The following is a 17239-nucleotide window of genomic DNA, read 5'->3' as shown; positions in this document are numbered from 1 at the left end:
CCCCGCGCCCCCGGGGGTGCGGTCGGGCGTGCCTGACAACCGACCGCCGGCCCCCGTTGTCAGTGGTCGGCCCCACAATGGATCCCGTACCGCGAACCATGACGAAAGGGCGGCGTGACCCATGACCGTATGGGACGACCTGGTCGGCCAGGAGAGGGTGAGCGAGCAGCTCGCGGCCGCCGCTCGGGACGCCGACGCCCTGGTCACCGCCATCGCCACCGACGCCCCGCCGCCGGAGGCGTCGAAGATGACGCATGCCTGGCTGTTCACGGGACCCCCGGGAGCGGGCCGGAACCAGGCCGCGAGGGCCTTCGCCGCCGCACTGCAGTGCGTCAGTCCGGACCGGGCCCTCGGCGGAGTGCCCGGCTGCGGCTTCTGCGACGGATGTCATACGGCGCTCATCGGCACCCACGCCGACGTCACCTCCGTGGCCGCCGTCGGCACCCAGATCCTCGCCGACGACATGCGGGACACCGTCAGGAAGTCCTTCACCTCGCCGGCGACCGGCCGCTGGCAGATCATCCTCGTCGAGGACGCCGAGCGGCTGAACGAGAAATCGGCCAACGCGGTCCTCAAGGCCGTGGAGGAGCCCGCCCCCCGCACGGTCTGGATGCTGTGCGCACCCTCCATCGAGGACGTCCTGCCGACGATCCGCTCCCGCTGCCGCCACCTGAACCTGAGCACCCCTTCCGTGGAGGCCGTCGCCGACATGCTCGTGCGCCGGGAGGGCGTCGAGCCGGCCGCCGCGATGGCCGCCGCCCGGGCCACCCAGGGCCATGTCGACCGGGCCCGCCGCCTCGCCACCGACCCGGCCGCGCGCGAGCGCCGTGCCGCCGTGCTGAAGCTGCCCCTGCGGATCGACGACGTCGGCGGTTGCCTCAGGGCGGCGCAGGAGCTCGTCGACGCGGCGGCCGACGACGCCAAGCAGCTCGCCGAGGAGATGGACGGCAAGGAGACCGAGGAGCTGAAGGCGGCGATGGGCGCCTCCCAGGGCGGCCGCATGCCCCGCGGCACGGCGGGCGTGATGAAGGACCTGGAGGACCGGCAGAAGCGCCGCCGCACCCGCACCCAGCGCGACAGCCTCGACCTGGCCCTGACCGACCTGACGGCGTTCTACCGGGACGTCCTCGCCCTCCAGCTCGGCTCCCGGGTGGCGATCGCCAACGCGGACGCCGAGGACGCCCTGGAGCGGCTGGCCCGCGCCAGCTCCCCGGAGACCACGCTCCGCCGTATCGAGGCCATCGGAGCCTGCCGCGAGGCCCTCGACCGCAACGTGGCCCCGCTGCTCGCGGTGGAGGCCATGACGATGGCCCTCAGAGCGGGCTGAGCACCGGCGGTGATCAGGCGTTTGACGGGTCACTCGTACGGGCCGGATCGTTCACGCAGGGCATGTGATCCATCGCGGAGAGTTACGCTCGCTCGATGCACATCAGGCGAAATCCCCGCCCCAGCAGCCGGAAATTCCCCTTGCGCCGGGCACAGGCGGCACCGGTGCGCACGGCCCGCACCGGCGGCGCCCTCCTCGCCGTCGCCGCCCTGCTCGTCTCCGCCTGCTCCGCGGGCGCCTCGACGACATCGGCCACCTCGGCCGCCGACGTGGCCCTCGGCGCGTTGCCGCGGTCGACACCGGCGGCCCTCGCGCCGTACTACGGGCAGAAGGCGCACTGGCGGAGCTGCGGGGTCCCCGGTTTCGAGTGCGCCACGCTGAGGGCGCCGCTCGACTACGACCGGCCGGCCGGCGGGGACGTCCGGCTCGCCGTCTCCCGCAAGAAGGCCACCGGGCCGGGCGAGCGCCTCGGGTCGCTGTTGGTGAACCCGGGCGGACCGGGCGGCTCGGCGGTCGGCTACGTCCAGGCGTACGCCGGGATCGGCTACCCGGCGCAGGTGCGGGCCCGTTACGACATCGTCGCGGTGGACCCGCGCGGAGTCGCCCGCAGCGAGCCCGTCGAGTGCCTCGACGGGCCGGACATGGACACGTACACGCAGACGGACAGCACCCCCGACGACGCTCGCGAGGTCACCGAACTCGTCGACACCTACAAGAAGTTCGCGGAGGCGTGCGGCGCGCACTCGGCGAAGCTGCTGCGGCACGTGTCGACCGTCGAGTCGGCCCGGGACATGGACATCGTGCGGGCGGCACTGGGCGACAAGAAGCTGAACTACGTGGGGGCGTCGTACGGGACGTTCCTCGGAGCGACGTACGCGGGACTGTTCCCCGGCCGCTCGGGACGGCTGGTGCTGGACGGGGCGATGGACCCCTCGCTGCCCGCGCGCCGGGTGAACCTCGACCAGACGGCGGGCTTCGAGACGGCGTTCCAGTCGTTCGCGAAGGACTGTGTGCAGCAGCCGGACTGCCCGCTCGGGGCGAAGGGCACGCCGAGCCCGGAGGTCGGCCGGAACCTCAAGGCCTTCTTCCGGAAGCTCGACGCGCACCCGATCCCCACCGGCGACGCGGACGGCCGCACCCTCGGCGAGGCCCTCGCCACGACCGGTGTGATCGCGGCGATGTACGACGAGAGCTCCTGGGCGCAACTGCGGGAGGCGCTGACGTCGGCGATGAAGGAGAGGGACGGCGCCGGTCTCCTGGTCCTCGCCGACAGCTACTACGAGCGGGACGCCGACGGCGGCTACAGCAACCTGATGTCCGCCAACGCGGCCGTGAACTGCCTCGACCTCCCGCCCGCCTACGACAGCCCGGAGGAGGCCGAGAAGGCCGTCCCGGCCTTCGAGAAGGCGTCCCCCGTCTTCGGCGAGGGCCTCGCCTGGGCCTCCCTGAGCTGCGCGTACTGGCCGGTCGCGCCCACGGGTGAGCCGCACCGCATCGAGGCGCGGGGCGCCGGCCCCATCGTCGTGGTCGGCACCACCCGCGACCCGGCCACCCCCTACCGCTGGGCCCGCGCCCTGGCCGCCCAGCTCACCTCGGCCCGCCTGCTCACCTACGAGGGCGACGGCCACACCGCCTACGGCCGCGGCAGCGCCTGCATCGACTCCGCGATCAACGCCTACCTGCTCCGCGGCACCCCTCCCGTGCCCGGGAAACGCTGCTCCTAGCCCGGTCACCGGAGCGGCCGGGGGTGCCCCGAGGGCCGGTGCGGAGCACCCCCGGAAACTGTGTAGACTTACCGACGTTGCTGATCGCACCATGGTGCGGACAGCGCGCCGCCTTAGCTCAGATGGCCAGAGCAACGCACTCGTAATGCGTAGGTCTCGGGTTCGAATCCCGAAGGCGGCTCCATGGGGATCCCCAGGTCGGGCCTCTGACCTGGGGTTTCTTGTTTTGAGTGACCTTGGAATTCGGGCTAATCGGGCCTCTGCGGTCTACGCATCGTAATGCGTAGGTCGCAGGGGCCACTTCTGTGACGAAGATTCAGATTTAGGCGTCTGACCTGGCCTTTTCTCTGCCAGGGAGGGATGGATCAGGCTCGTGCCAGGGCTCTCGGTGGACAGCCGGTGGACGCCGTGTGTGACAGTCCATCAGGGAGTTTTCGCTGCCGACCAGCGACCGATGAAGTGGTCCGGTCTTTTCTTGGTCGATCGGCGTCGTTGGAGCTGTCCGGTCCCGACAGTTCTCATGTGCAGTCCGGGATCGAAAGGCCCGCTTCCGCGTCCCTGGCCACCTGATGTACCTCCCGCGGATGGCACGGACAGGCGCCTCACTCACGCCGAGAAACCCGTGAATCCGCAACCACCGAAACGGCGGGCGATCTAGAGTTCAGCCAATCGCCTGTGCCCAGCACGAGCACACGGTCAACGACTCACACCAGCCCCGCGACCAGCGACTTCAGATGGTGGATCTTCATTTCGGCAGGTTCCAGTAGTCGCGCCGGCCACACCCATGGTGACTGAGCCCAGAGGACACTCCACTCGGTTGAGCGAAGATCATGGATCGCCGCCGTCCCGCTGACGGAAGGAAGCGCGTGCAGCACCGCGCGCAGACCGGCGACCTTGACGTCGAGCGCGGGACTGTCCCCTTCGTGAGCTGATCACCGCCCGCAGGGCCGAACTGGAGGCGCAGGCAGAGAAGCTGAGCCAGCAGCTTCAGGAGGTGCGCGACGAGCTGGAGGAACTCGCTGTTGCCGAGCGGGTCGGCGCGTCGGCTGGCCGAGCAGTTGCACACCGAAACGGATCGGGAAGCGACGCCGGCGCAGGCTGCCGGGCAGGTCGCGGGCCGTGCGGTGCTGCTGGTGCCGCAGCGCGAGCGCGGCATGGACGAGGCGGTCCTCCCCGCGGATTACCAGCGGATCATGGATGTGGTGCGGCGGGCGGATACGCCGGTCAGGTCAAGCAGGTCTGCGCCGAGCTGGGGATGTCCACCGAGCCGGCCTGCTCGGAGGCGCTACGTGCGAAGCTAAACCGGCTGGCCGAGCGGGGCTGGCCCGCAAGCTGGCCGACGGGAAGTTCACCGCCACGCTGTGAGCGTGCTCGGCCACCCACGGCATGCCGTTGGGGCCGTAACACCTGCGCCCCGGCGGCAGTTCATATCGCCACGATCACCCTCGCCGTTCTCGGTCATGACCAGTGGCTTTCCGACATGGCGGGCGGCAACCGCGTCTCCGCGACCACGGTGCGCCGCTGGGTGATGGAGGTGATCGAACTGCTCGCCGCGCGGGCCCCGCGGCTGGAGAGGACGCTGAGACAAGTCATCCGAAAGGGCTGCCACGTCGTCCTGGTCGACGGCACCCTGATCGGTACCCGGCGTCGCACCGGGGCGGACAACCGCCGCAACTACAGCGGGAAACACAAGGCCCACAGCCTGCTCTTCCTCGCGCTGACCGACGACAAGGGCCTTCTGCTGTGGCTGTCCGCGGCTCGCCTGGGACGCTCCTCGGAGATCACCACGGCCCCTACAACAAGCTAGTCGAGCGCCTGCGCGCCCATGAGCTGGGCGCGATCGGCGACCTCGGGTTCACCGGCCTGGACGATGATGTGGACAATCCCGTGGTCATCACCGGCTACACGACCGTCCGTACCGCGCCCCTCACCCCTGCGAAGAAGCAGGTCAACAAGCTGATGGCGTCCGTCCGCGCGGTCTGCGAGCACGCGTTCGCGCACCTCAAGAACTGGCGCATCAACACCAAGCTGCGGCTATTGGCCCCGTGGCGCGACCACCCTGCTGCGGGCCCTGCTCGTGCTGACCAACATCGAAGTCACCTGCTGGCTGTCAGACGATCTTGGGCTAGGAAAACCACCCTCGACCGGCACAGCACAAGATTGCCGACTCTCACCAGCTCCGACGACCTGCGGAATCGAAGATGTCGTCTTCATTGAGCCGTCGAGGCCCTGTGAGCTCTCCGCTTGACCGGCGCCGCAACATCGCCTCAGGCCTCCGACGGGCAGCCCGAGACCAAACCCGGCCCCTCGTCCTTCTTGTCCTCACGTGATCAGAACGGACGACATCGAACTACGCCGAAGCCCCTGCATGAAGACTTGATCACCATGGACACGTCTGAATTCCGCCTCGGCGCCTCCCGGTACTCCTGACGCGCTCAGGCATTGCTGCTAACGTACCGTCAGTTGAACCCAGGGGAAGCGCGGTCGGGGATATGGTCGATGTGCCGAGAGAGTTACTCGAAGCCGCCGCTGTGGCCGATGTGGTCCCGGTCCTTGGTGATGCGCTCAATCCCGGGCCTCCTGCGGGAGCTGCTTCAGGCGCTGAACTTGCCTTATTGCTGGGGGCGAAGCTCAATCTACCAGGGGGTGACATCCGCCCCACTAAGGATTTGCCTAGCCTGGTCTCCCAGTACGAGGCATTGCGCGGTCGGCACGCGCTGATTGCGTTGCTCAGGCAGCAGATGGGTGCGCCAGATCCTGACATCCCCCATGAACTGCTGCTCGCTGTTCGCTTGGCATCACAGGCCCTGATCACCACCAGCGTGTCACTCAATGCGGAGACGGCCTTGCGTCGCATCGGTAATGCGACGTCCACGGTCATCATCGATCCGATTGCGACGTGGTACACGTCCCAGGAACGACAGCCCTGGCTGATCAAACTGACAGGCTGTCTCTCACAACCTGACAGCGTCGCGTTGAGCAGTGACAGGCTGATGCGCCTGTCGACATCGATCGATCAACTGGAACTTATGGTCCGAGGTATCCTGCTTACGAAGACGCTGGTATTTATCGCGTACGGTCTTGACGACCCGTATCTGGAAGCCCTGCACACACTTCTCCAGATGTCCTCCACTCATTCTCGCCGACGATATATTCTTACGGAAGATATAGCCAACGATGAGAGGGTCATTGTTCGGGTCTGGGAGAGCCGCGGATACGAAGTGGTCTCAGGTCCACTGGGGGTGGTGCTGCAGCAATTAGTAGACGCTAGTGATCCGGCGGGACGTTCGATTGCTTCGGTCGCGCCCCAAAGCGTGCACAGCTTGGGACCCTTCAAATTTCTCGACTACTACACCGAGCAGGAATCCAAGATTTACTTCGGCCGAGACGACGAGGCGGAAAGTCTGGCGATGATCATCGCCACGAACCCTCTGACCGTGATTGTAGGGCCTTCGGGGGTGGGTAAGACTTCTCTTGTTAACGCCGGTCTCATTCCCAGGCTTCATGCCAAGGGCTACGACACCTGTACCATCCGGGCGCTGGATCATCCCACCAAAGAGATCCTCAATGCGCTTCGCTTGATAGAGGACGGAGAAGAATGGGCATCGGAGGATCTCCGGACTGCGCTTTCCTCATGTTCGCGCAAAAGGCCTTTGGTGGTCACGATCGACCAGTTCGAGGAATTCTTCCTACGTGTCGGTCCGGGGGCCAGACGTGACTTTGCCGAGCAGCTGCATGCCTGTCTTACGGACGCCTCTCTGGACATTCGCATCGCTCTTGTGATTCGGGATGACTTCCTCCATTATTTGCTGGAGCTAAGCCCCCCTCTGGGTAAGATCCTGCGAAGCCACTTCGTTGTGCGCCGTCTCAGCCGGAGCCAGGTGAGCGATGTATTGAACAAGATCTTCCAAGAAGTCGGCATCGAGATCGATCCGGGGCTCGTCGCGCGACTCATGGAAGACCTAGACGACGACGGCATTGACCCATGCCAGCTGCAGATCATCGGACACACTCTTCAGCGAGAGATCCCTCCTGGCTCCCGCTCGGTCAAGGCGGAGCTCTACGGCACGTTGGGCGGGACAGATGCCATCCTGGCCCGTTACCTGGACCACACCTTGGACGTTCTAGCAGCGGAACTCCTGCCAGTTGCCAAAGGTGTTCTGCAATGCATGGTCTCGGCTGATCGAACGAAGAATGTCATGTCCACCAAGGAAATCGCCCGCGATGTCATCACCAGGCGTCTGGATGTCTCGGACGGCATACTCCAACAGGTACTGCACGACCTCATGCAGGCGCGCGTAATTCGGTCCGTGCAAGGCCGCGGAGAAGAAGTATTTGAGCTGGCGCACGATGTACTGGCGGCCAAAGTGTGGGGCTGGATCGAGCCTCGCGATATCGAACTCAAGTATGTCCGGCAGTTATTGCAGCAATCGTCGGTCGACTGGCGGCAGGTGAAGATCCTACCCAGCCGTCCGCAATGGGAATTGGTCGAACGACACAGGGAAGAACTGGAGTTCAGTCCGCCCGAGGCGTTGTTTGCACTCCATGCCGCGTATCACTACGACAGTGACATCACATGGTGGACCGCGAAGGCGGAACAGTGCGACGTCGACGTATGGGCCGAGTGCACCCGGATGTTGGGCACGGAGAGTCCGCCGGTCCGTCTCGCAGTGCTGAACTGGGCTGTCGGCAGTCCCGATGCCCGTAAGACTGTTCTCTTCGAACTGGCTCTGCTGAGCGAATACCCCGCGGTCCGGCGTGTTGCCCGACGTGCCATGTTCGGGGAGACACCCCCGCATGCGGGAGGCGACGAACCCCTCTTCGTCGACGTGCCCGGGGGAGATTTCCTATTCGGCACGGATGACGTGCGTTTCGAACACTCCCAACCGTGCCACCGGGTGACGGTCTCGGCTTTCGCCATCCAGCGGTATCCGGTGACCAACTACGAGTACCGGGTTTTTGTCCGCGCCACCGGTCACCGTGCACCCGACCACTGGGAGGGCGGTGAGCCGCCGGACCGGCTCATGGAGCACCCGGTGGTCCAGGTGTCGTGGTGGGACGCGACGGAGTACTGCGCGTGGTTCGCAACAGAAGCCGGCCTGCCCACTCGCCTTCCCACCGCCGCCGAATGGGAGAAGGCGGCCGGTTGGGATCCGCTCAGAGGTACGCAGTCGTACTGGTCATGGGGTAACACCTTCGACCCCGCCAAGGGCAACAGCCGCGTGGGCGGGCCTGGGAGTACGACACCGATCGGACAGTACACACCGGCAAACGGTGACAGCCCCTGCGGAGTGGCCGACATGTGTGGCAACACGTTCGACTGGGTGTCCGACTGGTGGGCTCCTGGCCATGACCCGACAGAGGTCGTGGATCCTCAAGGCCCCCCGACGGGCCAGCACAAGTGCGCCAGGGGAGGCTCCTGGGCGGGTTCCGCGGAAGGCACGAGCGTCGTCAGCAACAAGTATTCGCTGTCTCCTGGGACGCGCAACGAATACGTCGGCTTCCGCATGGCGTACACAGCGGCCGACGCATCCTGAACCTTGTATCAATCCGAATGCCTGTATCAGTCCGAAGAGGAGAATTTAGTGCCGGAGACAGCACAGCAGGTCATCGTCACCGTGGTGAACAGCAGGGTCGAGCAACTGGCCAAGAGCCTCGGCTCCCTTCCTCTCGCCGCGGACTTCGCGGCTCAGATGACACCGGTGGCACCGGTCCCCGACGAGGAGGCGTTCCGTGCCTACCTTTGGACCGCCGCGGTGTGCCACGCGACAAAGGGCGGGCTGGCGGGCGTATTCGGAGAGCAACGTTTTAAGGGGTGGGACTTCCTGCTCCGTGCGTTCAGCGCACAGGCGGCTGCCGACGCCTCCGTCCTCTCGCCGCAGAACATGTCTGCCTTCACGGCCGCCGACCTCCTGCGACTCCTCACATCGCACAGTACCGATACCCAGGTCAACCTCACCGATCTCGACCGTCGCGCAGCCATCCTCCGCACAACGGCCGAGGAACTGCTGCGGACGTTCGACGGCAGGGTCACCACGCTTCTCGGCCGTGCCGATCAGCGGGCCGGAGGTCTAACCGGCGCCTACGCGCTCCTGGAGCAGTTGTCTGCGTTCCAGGACCCGTTGCAGAAGAAGAGCAGCGCGTTCCTCATGACCGTGCACTTCTCGAAACGGTGGACGATCCGGGACCAGGACTCCATCCAGCCCATGATCGACTATCACCGTATGCGTGTCCTGCTCCGCACGGGCTGTATCGAGATCGGCGACCCTCGGACGGCCCAACGGTTGCGCGCTCAGTTGCCGGTCGAGCCGGAACTGGAGACCGAGATCCGCCGAATCTCGCTGGACGTTTGCAGCAAGCTGCCCGGTCTCGCAGACATGCCCATGTTCGATTTCGATGTGCTGCTGTGGGCCCACGCCCGCAGTTGCTGCCGGCACGAACCCATGTGCGTGAGCCGTAAGGCCGAGAACGACTCGTTCGGTTCCTACCTCGACATGGCGGACAGCACCCGGTGCGTGTTTGAAGGATGGTGCCCGGGAAGCGTCAAGGCTGAGACGCGCGCCTACTGGGAGCCGATCGTGGCGACGGAGAACTACTGACCGGGCACACGCCGCCCGTTTTGAGCAGGATCCACCGACCGGACTGGCAAATCAGGGGTCACCATGTGGGAACGGAGCAAGGTCAGCGATCTCTTACCAGGGATATCGCCGGAATCTCACAGCTTCACGTACACCTACCCACCACCCTATGTCGCTCTGGGCCGCAGTTCCCGCGGAGGGTTCGACATCGCGGAGGCCGTCGTGTGGCCGGACTTCTCGATGTACGTGCATTTCCCGTTCTGCCGTATGAACTGCAATTTTTGCAGTCTTCACCGGCAGACGGCTCAGAACGAAGGCATGGTGTCCAGTTATCTCCAGGCTCTGAGCCAGGAGTTACGACTGTTCGGTGGCATAGAGTGCGTGCCGCCCCTCCGGGCTCTGTACCTGGGTGGCGGCACGCCCACCATGCTCTCTGCCGACGAGCTCAACCAGTTGCTGGACCGGATCGCCGCAGCCCTGCGGCTGCCCTACGGCGCCGACGTGGAGGTGACGATCGAGTGCGCCCCTGAGCAGGGACGCGACGTCCACGGGTGGGCCGCCTTCTTCCAGACCCTCACCTCACGGCGCCAACTTCCCGTCACCAGGGCCAGCGTTGGTGTGGAGGCCTGGAGCGATGCTGTCCTTAGCCGCATGGGACGGACCGCGGCGACTATCTCCGCGACACAGGCCCTGGTTGCCGCGGTCGACCAGGCGGTGGCCACCTACAACGTCGACTTCCTCGTCGGCTACCCGCGAGGACCCGAAGGCCCTCGCGAGGAGGGACGCGACATCGTGTCCGCCGTAAACGATCTTCGGGCTCAGGGGATGCGCGTGCCAAGTGTCAGCATCTATCAGCTGTGGGCTGTCGAGAACATCCCGATCAGCCGAACGGCACTGCATACGCTGCCGTCGGCGGACGACCTCCTGCAGGAGCTGTGGACCGTGCAGAGCGCCCTGTACGACCTCGGCTACATCCCTGGATACGGCACCGCCTTCGTGCGCGGGGCCGAGGATCTCCACCGATGGACGCGGCACCGGTACGAGTCCTTCCGGCACCTGGGCTTTGGCTCGGGCAGCTATTCGTTCCTCCCCGACGGTCTTGTTCAGCGGGAGCGCGACGTGGCGGGCTACCGGGCGCTTCTCGCACAGCGGTCGCCGCACTGGGGCGAGGTGGACCGGGCAATAAACCTCGTGACTCGGCTCTCGGCCGTCGAGCTCGAGATGCGGCGGATCATCTGCGGGCTGCGGAGCGGCACCCCGGTGCCACCGCCGACCGCGACATCGGCGGCCGAACTCGAGGAACTCGCGTCCAAACTGAACCGCCTGACAGACCTCGGAGTACTCGAACGTCGCAGCGAGGGCCTGGCCCTGTCCGCCGAAAGCCTTCTCCTGACCAATGCCGTCTCGAGCTATCTGCATCCGGGCGCGATGCCACGTAAGCCTCCGGCGGCCTGGCATGCCGCGCCGGTGTCACGTAGACGGGGTGCCCATACGTCCGGCTGACGCGTTCCACAGGGCTTCGAACTGATCGGCCCAGTAGTCGTGCCAACGGGGATCGTCCTCCCGACGCAGTTCGACGTGCATCCGCGACGAGATGCTGTCGCCGTGATAGCCGTGGATTTCGAGGATGAGCACGCCGTGACGCTCGCCCGGATCTATCGCGACAAGGCTGAACCCGGGACTGAGGTCGAGCAGGCGCCATTCCAGACTGCCAGCCACGTGCCAGCCCGCCATAAGGTGCAGCCTTTCGAGCGTCGTGCGTATGGAGGGTCGCAGCGACTGGATCGGGAAGCGCAGGCTGCTGTCCAGTTGCTGTTCTGCGATCTGTACGGCCTGCTCCTGGTCAGGATCTAGGATCAGGATCCTGACGACAGAGCCGCGCTTGGAAAGCATGCCGGTACGAAGAGCCGAGACTGTCTCCGGACCGAGCAGATTCACCGCCGACGGAGCGAGTACCCACAGCGTGTGGGCGCGCTCGATCCGCTCACTGAGCGGTACTTCGGCGAGGTGTTGTCGGTCGTACAGGAAGTCGCGTCCTCCGGCTCGCTGCGCCGGAAGAGTGATGCGGAAGACGAGAAGAGATATGCCGGCGAGCAGCACGGTCCAACGCATCCTGTCGGATACGACATCGCTGATCAAGTCGACTACGGCGAATCCCAGAGCCGCGGCCGACACCACGTACGCGTCGACATTACGCCGTGCGACGACATCCCGGCTGATCCTGCGCAGAGCGTTCCGCAACTGGTCACCTGCCCTTATGCGTGCGGACTGTGGCGTCGTGCGGCAAGACGGGCTGACGGAGCCCCTTCACGCGGTGCCGGAGGACTGCGGCAATGCCACTGCACGCACCAGGTCCGCAGCGAAGTCCTTGGCGTCCGCGTCGATCACGTCAACCTGCTCGGCCTGCCAGATGTGACGATCGGCTGAAGCCGGCCCGAGCTGGACGGCGTACGCGTGGCGACGCAGGGGGCCGAAACGCTGTGTGCACGCGTGGAACAGCTGCTTGAAGTCGGGGTCGGCGAGTGCGAATCCGACGAACACCAGTGTTTTCGTGCTGAAGTAGTGGTCCAACAGGCGAGTCAGTGAGAGTCGCAGCGAGAAGAGGTCGAAATAGTCCCGGTCGGTGATGACAAGCGTTTCTGGTCGGGCGAGTTCGCCGTGGATCTTCACCACGGGGACCGCTGCCCTCGTGAGGAAAGGTACATCGCTGTCCGTCACGACGACTTGGTGTCGCCGCTGCGCCGCCTGCAGCGCTCCCTCCACTAGGGTGTCCCAATTTGTCGTGACGAAGGCGTGAAAGGGGAGTCCGGCGAGGTCGGCGTGCGCCGGGCCGGGGCGGCAGGGCTGGCGCATGAGCGACTCCACCACGAACGAGATCAGGGCGTGCCGACCCCTGAGCGCCGCGTAGGCGGTTGCCACCTGGGTGAGATTCTTGGGATCGCCGTCGAAATCTTGCATACGAGCGGCAATGCTTTGGGCGAGGTCACCGGCTGCGGGCAGTCCCTGAGACACGGACAAGCCAGCACCACAGAACAGGACAGCGTCTTCGTTGCGTACGGCGTCGATCAGTTCAAGAGGGATCGGTTCGGCCACCAACGCAGGATACCGTCGCTCATGACAGCCCGTCAGGACACCGTCCGCCGCATTGTTTACCGTTTCTCGGTGAACGTGAGGTCCGCGATCGGCACCCGTGGCCGAATGCACTTCATGGTCGTCACTGATTCGTTCGACGCGCAGGACGTGTGCTGCCTCCTCGCCCGGCTCACTGGGTACTTCGACTGGAAGGTCCGCCTGGTCGTCGACCGGCACTCGGCCCACCTCGAAGGTCGACCGGGACTGGCTCGCCGACGACAAGGACCATGCCGAGCTGCACTTCCTGCCCTCGTACTCACCCGAGCTGAACCCAGACGAGTTGGTCAACGCCGACCTCGAAGGCAACCTGCCTCACATTTATATCGGGCCAGGAGCCAGCCGAACTCGCCGCCCAGACACGCCGGTTCTTCCACCGCCGACAACGCCAGGCACACATCGTGCGCGGACAGTTCGGCGGTCGGCACGTCCATTAGGCCCTCGACGAGAGAACCGGGGGAACGCCAGAACCTGATCGGGGCAGGTGCCTCGAAGGATCTTGCAGCGTGCTGGCCCGCTGCGCTCGATCCTGGCGTCGTTGGTGATCAGTGGGACGCCGAGACTCTCAGCAGGGTTACGTAATGGGCGTCCTGGACGGAGAGATTGTTCGACAGCTCGCTTACGCTGCCACAGGACCAGCGTGAGGTACAGGTCGAGAGCGAGGGCCTGATCGTCGGTGATCGCCTTCTGGGCTTCCTTTGCGATGGCGTCCCGCCGAGTCGGGACCAGCGGTGATCGGCCGACGGCCCGCAGTGGCACGTATCGGACGGCTCCGAAGCGGAGGCGACGGACCGTGATCGGCCACACCACGACGGGGACACGACCTCCTTTGCCACGATCTTCGGCTTGCTCCCTCGTCGGCCGCGAGCCAGCCCGAAGGCGGCCGAGGTGATCTCGTGGGCCAGCAGCCCCGGCGCCGCGAGGGTGTCGGCGCGACCCACTCGCTCACGGATCGCGGTGCCGGTCTGGCCGTAGTCGAGGAGGAAGTGGACGAGACTGGAGCACTCGATGACGATCAACCTCGGTTCCGCCCGTCCTCGAGGATGTCGGTCGTGCTGAACTCGGTGCCGGTTTCACGCTCCGGAGCGCCGAGCGTGCAAAGGCTGCCCGTCTGGGCTCTGGCCGTCATCCGGCTGGCAGCGACGAAGGTGCTTTTGTCGAGGTCGGCTAAGCGCCCTCATGTAACCCTCCGGCCCCGGCAGGGGATACGCGTGCAGCCACGCAGTGCCGTCACTGACCTCATCCGTCTGCTCCGCCGGTGGACGGACGCCTTTGGACGGTGCATCACGGGGTGGCACGGGTCAACCTGTCTCACGTGTCCTGGTCAGGAAAAACGTCACCGGACAGCACGACGAAGCACCACGCAACACGATCGCTCATGGTCTCGTAATTCGTAGGTCTCGGGTTCGAATCCCGAAGGCGGCTCAGCGATGAAATGGCTGGTCACAGGCCGTTCACTCACTGCCCGTTCGGGGATGATCCCGAGCGGGCAGTCCGCATTTTGTGCACGTGGTTTCTCCTGGGCGGCTTCCGTCAGGGGGTGCCCGAGCAACGGGCCCGGCGCCTCCGCTTCACAGTTGCAGTGATTTCGTCTGGAGGTACTCCATCAGGCCGTGTCGGCCCAGTTCGCGGCCGATGCCGGACTGCTTCCAGCCGCCGAAGGGGGCCAGGGGATTGAAGCGAGCGCCGTTGATGTCCACCTGGCCTGTGTTCAGGCGGCGGGCGAAGGCCACCGCTTCGGGCGTTTCGGCTGACCACACCGCGCCGGAGAGCCCGTACACGGAGTGGTTTGCCATGCGTACGGCGTCGTCCTCGTCCTCGTACTTCATGATCGAGAGAACAGGGCCGAAGATCTCCTCCTGGGCGACGTACATGTCCGGGGTGACGTCGGCGAAGATCGTGGGGCGTACGAAGTAGCCCCGTGGCAGGCCCTCGGGCGCCTCGGGTCCGCCGGTGACCAGGCGTGCGCCCTCCTTGATTCCGCGTCGTACGCAGTCGCGTACGCGGGCGCGTTGACGGGCGCTGACCAGCGGGCCCATGCGGGTCGCGGGGTCCAGAGGGTCGCCCGGGGCGTACGCGGCGGCGGCGTCGACGGCCAGCGCGACGGCCTCCTCGTACCGGCTGCGGTGGACCAGCATGCGGGTCCAGGCGCTGCACGTCTGGCCGGAGTTGGTGAAGACGTTGGTGACGCCGGTGCGGACGGCCGTGGTGTGGTCCGCACTCGGCAGGATCACGTTCGGGGACTTGCCGCCGAGTTCCAGGGCGACGCGCCTGATCGTGCGGGCGGCGTGCGCGGCGACCTCCTTGCCGACGGCGGTGGAGCCCGTGAAGGACACCATGCCCACGTCAGGATGTTCTGCCAGGGCCCGGCCCGCCACCTCGCCCACCCCTGTGACCAGGTTGAAGACGCCGGGCGGCAGTCCCGCGGCGGCCACGCACTCGGCCAGCAGCCGGGCGGTGAGCGGGGTCTCCTCCGCCGGTTTGACGACGATCGTGCAGCCTGCGGCGAGGGCGGGCGCCACCTTGGACACCATCTGGTGCAGCGGATAGTTCCACGGCGTGATCGCGCCGACCACGCCGACCGGCTCCAGCAGGACCGTGGAACGGCCGATCCGCTCCTCGAAGGGGTGCTGGGCGGCCAGCTCCGCGTAGGAGTCGAGGACGGCGAGCGGGGTGCGGACGTGCGCCAGCCGGCTCAGTGCCAGCGGGGACCCGAGCTCCGCTGTGATCGTTTCGGCGAACTCTTTGACACGCGCCCGCAGTTCGCGCCCCAGGGCGGTCAGGGCCGCCGCCCGCTCGGCCGGGGCTGTCCTGGCCCAGCCGGGGAGCGCCGTCCGCGCGGCGGCGACGGCGGCGTCGACGTCGTGGCCGGTGCCGGCCGGCACCGTGGCGATGACACGCTCGTCGGCCGGGTTCACCACGTCGGTCGACTCATCCGTGGCCGCCGGCCGCCACGCTCCGGCCGTGTACATCCCGTGGTGCTCGTACACCTTCATCGCGTCCGGTTCCCGTCCCTCGCCCGGTTCCTCGCGAAGTCCCTCATCGGGCCGCCGGTACCGCTCCGCCGTCCGTGACGCGCAGCGGTGCGCCCGCCTTGCGGCGCGTCATGACCACGTGCTGCACGGCGAGCGTGACGCCCATGCCGAGCCAGAGCGCGTCGGCGTTGAAGGGTTCGTGGAACGCGACGGCTCCGATGCCGCCGAAGACCAGCCGCGTGGCCACGGTCAGGAGCCACAGGAAGAGGATCCGCCGGTCGCCCTTGCGGAAGACGCGTCCTTCGGCGTCCCGCCACATGGGGAAGGCCGCTCCGCGCCAGAGGCCGAAGGCGACCGAGGCGAGCAGGGACAGGACGAGCAGGGCGATGCTCGCCGGCTTCATCTCCGCGGGTCCCGGCGGAACGCAGCCGCGGACGATGAGCACGGCCACCCAGAAGAACATGCGGTTCGTGACCTGCTGGGCGGTGAACTGGCGTATGACGATGATCGTCGTGATGCCGACGATGAGGAGGGTGTTGAAGTAGGTGGTGAAGTTGCTGCCGTCGTCCTTCGCGGCGAGCTCGCCCGCCAGAGACAGCCCGGCGTGCAGGGTGTGGGGGTCGGTCACGGTCGTTCCTCCTCGGGGGTCCCGCCGGCCGGCAGGATCTCCCGCACGAATTCCATCAGTTGGGGGGCGTGCGTCTGGTGATAGGAGTGACCGCCCGGCATGACCGTGAAGGAATGGTCGCCCGCCGCGCACTCCTTCCAGTGCCGGACCTGCTCGGCGGTGACGACCTGGTCCTCCTCACCGCAGAGCGCGTGCAACGGGGTGCGCACCGGTCTTGGATCGCTTACAAGATACCGTTCGGCGAAAGCTATGTCGGTGCGTATCGTGCGCAGCAAATAGGCCACATAGTCCGGGTACTTCAGCAGTTCACGGGGCAGCCCGTCGCTGTTCACCAGCCACGCCAGCAGCTCCTTGTCGGGGGCGTCCGAGATGGTGCCCGTGGGGGGTGTCTGCGGAGCGCGCGAGGCGGAGACCAGGGTGGCGAGGGGCACCGGCGCGCCCCGCTCCTCGACGCGGAGCGTGAGCTCGTAGGCGAGGGCGCCGCCGAAGCTGTGACCGAACAGGACGTAGGGCACGTCCAGTTCGGGCAGGAGTCCGTCGTACAGGGCGTCCACCAGGTCGTCGAACCGGGCCGGCATCGGGTCGGCCTCGCGGGTGCCGCGGCCCGGCAGTTCCACCGGCGCCAGTTCGACGCCCTCGGGCAGGTGCGCGCGCCAGCTGGAGAAGGCGCCGGCGCCCCCTCCCGCCTGCGGCAGGCAGATCAGACGTACGCGCGGCGCACCCGCCGTGAGGCGCCCTGTGATCCAGCGGTTCTCCATGCCGGGCATGGTGTCCCGCCGCCGAGGGCCGGGACCAGGCAGGATCTCCGGCAGCCTGGCGGCAATTGGCGCCGGGCAGGCCGCGCGCGGGCAGGTGTCCGCTTGCCGGTCGGCTTGCCT

The 17239-nt window shown here is 66.7% G+C and carries 13 protein-coding genes and 1 tRNA gene; 9 read left to right on the top strand and 5 right to left on the bottom strand.

Annotated elements, in window-relative coordinates:
* Positions 1–121: 121 nt before the first annotated feature.
* The 8 genes from ABZ098_RS26895 (at position 122) to ABZ098_RS26860 (ending at position 11132) form a co-directional block, all read left to right on the top strand.
* A complete protein-coding gene (locus tag ABZ098_RS26895; RefSeq protein WP_356595300.1) occupies positions 122–1327 on the top strand; it encodes a DNA polymerase III subunit delta' in 1206 nt (401 codons plus the stop codon).
* Positions 1328–1422: 95 nt separating this feature from the next.
* On the top strand, positions 1423–3051 hold the full coding sequence (locus tag ABZ098_RS26890) for an alpha/beta hydrolase (protein WP_356595298.1): 1629 nt from the start codon (positions 1423–1425) through the stop codon (positions 3049–3051).
* Between the two features lie 107 nt (positions 3052–3158).
* Positions 3159–3235: transfer RNA gene (locus tag ABZ098_RS26885), tRNA-Thr, on the top strand.
* A 1296-nt stretch (positions 3236–4531) separates the two neighbouring features.
* Positions 4532–4858: a transposase family protein gene (locus tag ABZ098_RS26880; protein WP_356595296.1), complete on the top strand. Its 327-nt coding sequence runs from the start codon at positions 4532–4534 to the stop codon at positions 4856–4858.
* The gene (locus tag ABZ098_RS26875) at positions 4795–5268 is read left to right on the top strand and encodes a transposase family protein (RefSeq protein WP_356595294.1); all 474 of its coding nucleotides are present in this window, start codon (positions 4795–4797) and stop codon (positions 5266–5268) included. Before ABZ098_RS26880 ends, ABZ098_RS26875 begins: the two co-directional genes overlap by 64 nt.
* Positions 5269–5543: 275 nt before the next feature.
* Positions 5544–8588, top strand: a complete 3045-nt coding sequence (locus ABZ098_RS26870; RefSeq protein ID WP_356595292.1) for an SUMF1/EgtB/PvdO family nonheme iron enzyme — start codon at positions 5544–5546, stop codon at positions 8586–8588.
* 3 nt (positions 8589–8591) lie between these two features.
* Complete coding sequence (locus tag ABZ098_RS26865) at positions 8592–9650, top strand: queuosine salvage family protein (protein WP_356595290.1); 1059 nt, start codon at positions 8592–8594, stop codon at positions 9648–9650.
* Positions 9651–9713: 63 nt separating this feature from the next.
* Complete coding sequence (locus ABZ098_RS26860) at positions 9714–11132, top strand: radical SAM protein (RefSeq protein ID WP_356595288.1); 1419 nt, start codon at positions 9714–9716, stop codon at positions 11130–11132.
* On the opposite strand, the gene ABZ098_RS26855 is transcribed toward ABZ098_RS26860, so the two are convergent.
* Together ABZ098_RS26855 and ABZ098_RS26850 are read right to left on the bottom strand one after the other, a co-directional pair.
* On the bottom strand, positions 11100–11870 hold the full coding sequence (locus ABZ098_RS26855; protein WP_356595286.1) for a hypothetical protein: 771 nt from the start codon (positions 11868–11870) through the stop codon (positions 11100–11102). The two genes, ABZ098_RS26860 and ABZ098_RS26855, sit on opposite strands and share 33 nt — an antisense overlap.
* Before the next feature lie 66 nt (positions 11871–11936).
* Positions 11937–12938, bottom strand: coding sequence for an SIR2 family protein (locus ABZ098_RS26850; RefSeq protein ID WP_356595284.1), 1002 nt, complete (start codon positions 12936–12938; stop codon positions 11937–11939).
* On the opposite strand from ABZ098_RS26850, the gene ABZ098_RS26845 reads away from it, so the two are divergent.
* On the top strand, positions 12820–13233 hold the full coding sequence (locus ABZ098_RS26845) for a transposase (RefSeq protein WP_356595282.1): 414 nt from the start codon (positions 12820–12822) through the stop codon (positions 13231–13233). The genes ABZ098_RS26850 and ABZ098_RS26845 overlap by 119 nt on opposite strands.
* Before the next feature lie 1096 nt (positions 13234–14329).
* Here the strand turns inward: ABZ098_RS26845 and ABZ098_RS26840 are convergent.
* From ABZ098_RS26840 to ABZ098_RS26830, 3 genes are read right to left on the bottom strand one after another with little or no spacing between them, the layout of a single operon-like run.
* Positions 14330–15748, bottom strand: coding sequence for an aldehyde dehydrogenase family protein (locus ABZ098_RS26840; protein ID WP_356595612.1), 1419 nt, complete (start codon positions 15746–15748; stop codon positions 14330–14332).
* Positions 15749–15797: 49 nt separating this feature from the next.
* The gene (locus ABZ098_RS26835; protein WP_356595280.1) at positions 15798–16361 is read right to left on the bottom strand and encodes a hypothetical protein; all 564 of its coding nucleotides are present in this window, start codon (positions 16359–16361) and stop codon (positions 15798–15800) included.
* Entirely contained in the window at positions 16358–17119 is a 762-nt protein-coding gene (locus ABZ098_RS26830; RefSeq protein WP_356595278.1) for an alpha/beta fold hydrolase, read from the bottom strand. The genes ABZ098_RS26835 and ABZ098_RS26830 overlap by 4 nt, the downstream gene beginning before the upstream one ends.
* Positions 17120–17239: the final 120 nt, after the last annotated feature.

The sequence above is a fragment of the Streptomyces sp. NPDC006335 genome (genome assembly GCF_040612795.1).
Classification (GTDB): domain Bacteria; phylum Actinomycetota; class Actinomycetes; order Streptomycetales; family Streptomycetaceae; genus Streptomyces.
Note: the sequence above shows the minus strand (reverse complement) of the source record. Positions and strands in the feature narration are given on the sequence as shown.

Excerpts from the sequence above, each read along its gene's own strand:
- ABZ098_RS26895 (WP_356595300.1), top strand. The coding sequence starts at position 122 with ATGACCGTATGGGACGACCTGGTCGGCCAGGAGAGGGTGAGCGAGCAG.
- ABZ098_RS26890 (WP_356595298.1), top strand. The coding sequence starts at position 1,423 with ATGCACATCAGGCGAAATCCCCGCCCCAGCAGCCGGAAATTCCCCTTG.
- ABZ098_RS26880 (WP_356595296.1), top strand. The coding sequence starts at position 4,532 with ATGGCGGGCGGCAACCGCGTCTCCGCGACCACGGTGCGCCGCTGGGTG.
- ABZ098_RS26870 (WP_356595292.1), top strand. The coding sequence starts at position 5,544 with ATGGTCGATGTGCCGAGAGAGTTACTCGAAGCCGCCGCTGTGGCCGAT.
- ABZ098_RS26860 (WP_356595288.1), top strand. The coding sequence starts at position 9,714 with ATGTGGGAACGGAGCAAGGTCAGCGATCTCTTACCAGGGATATCGCCG.
- ABZ098_RS26830 (WP_356595278.1), bottom strand. The coding sequence starts at position 17,119 with ATGGAGAACCGCTGGATCACAGGGCGCCTCACGGCGGGTGCGCCGCGC.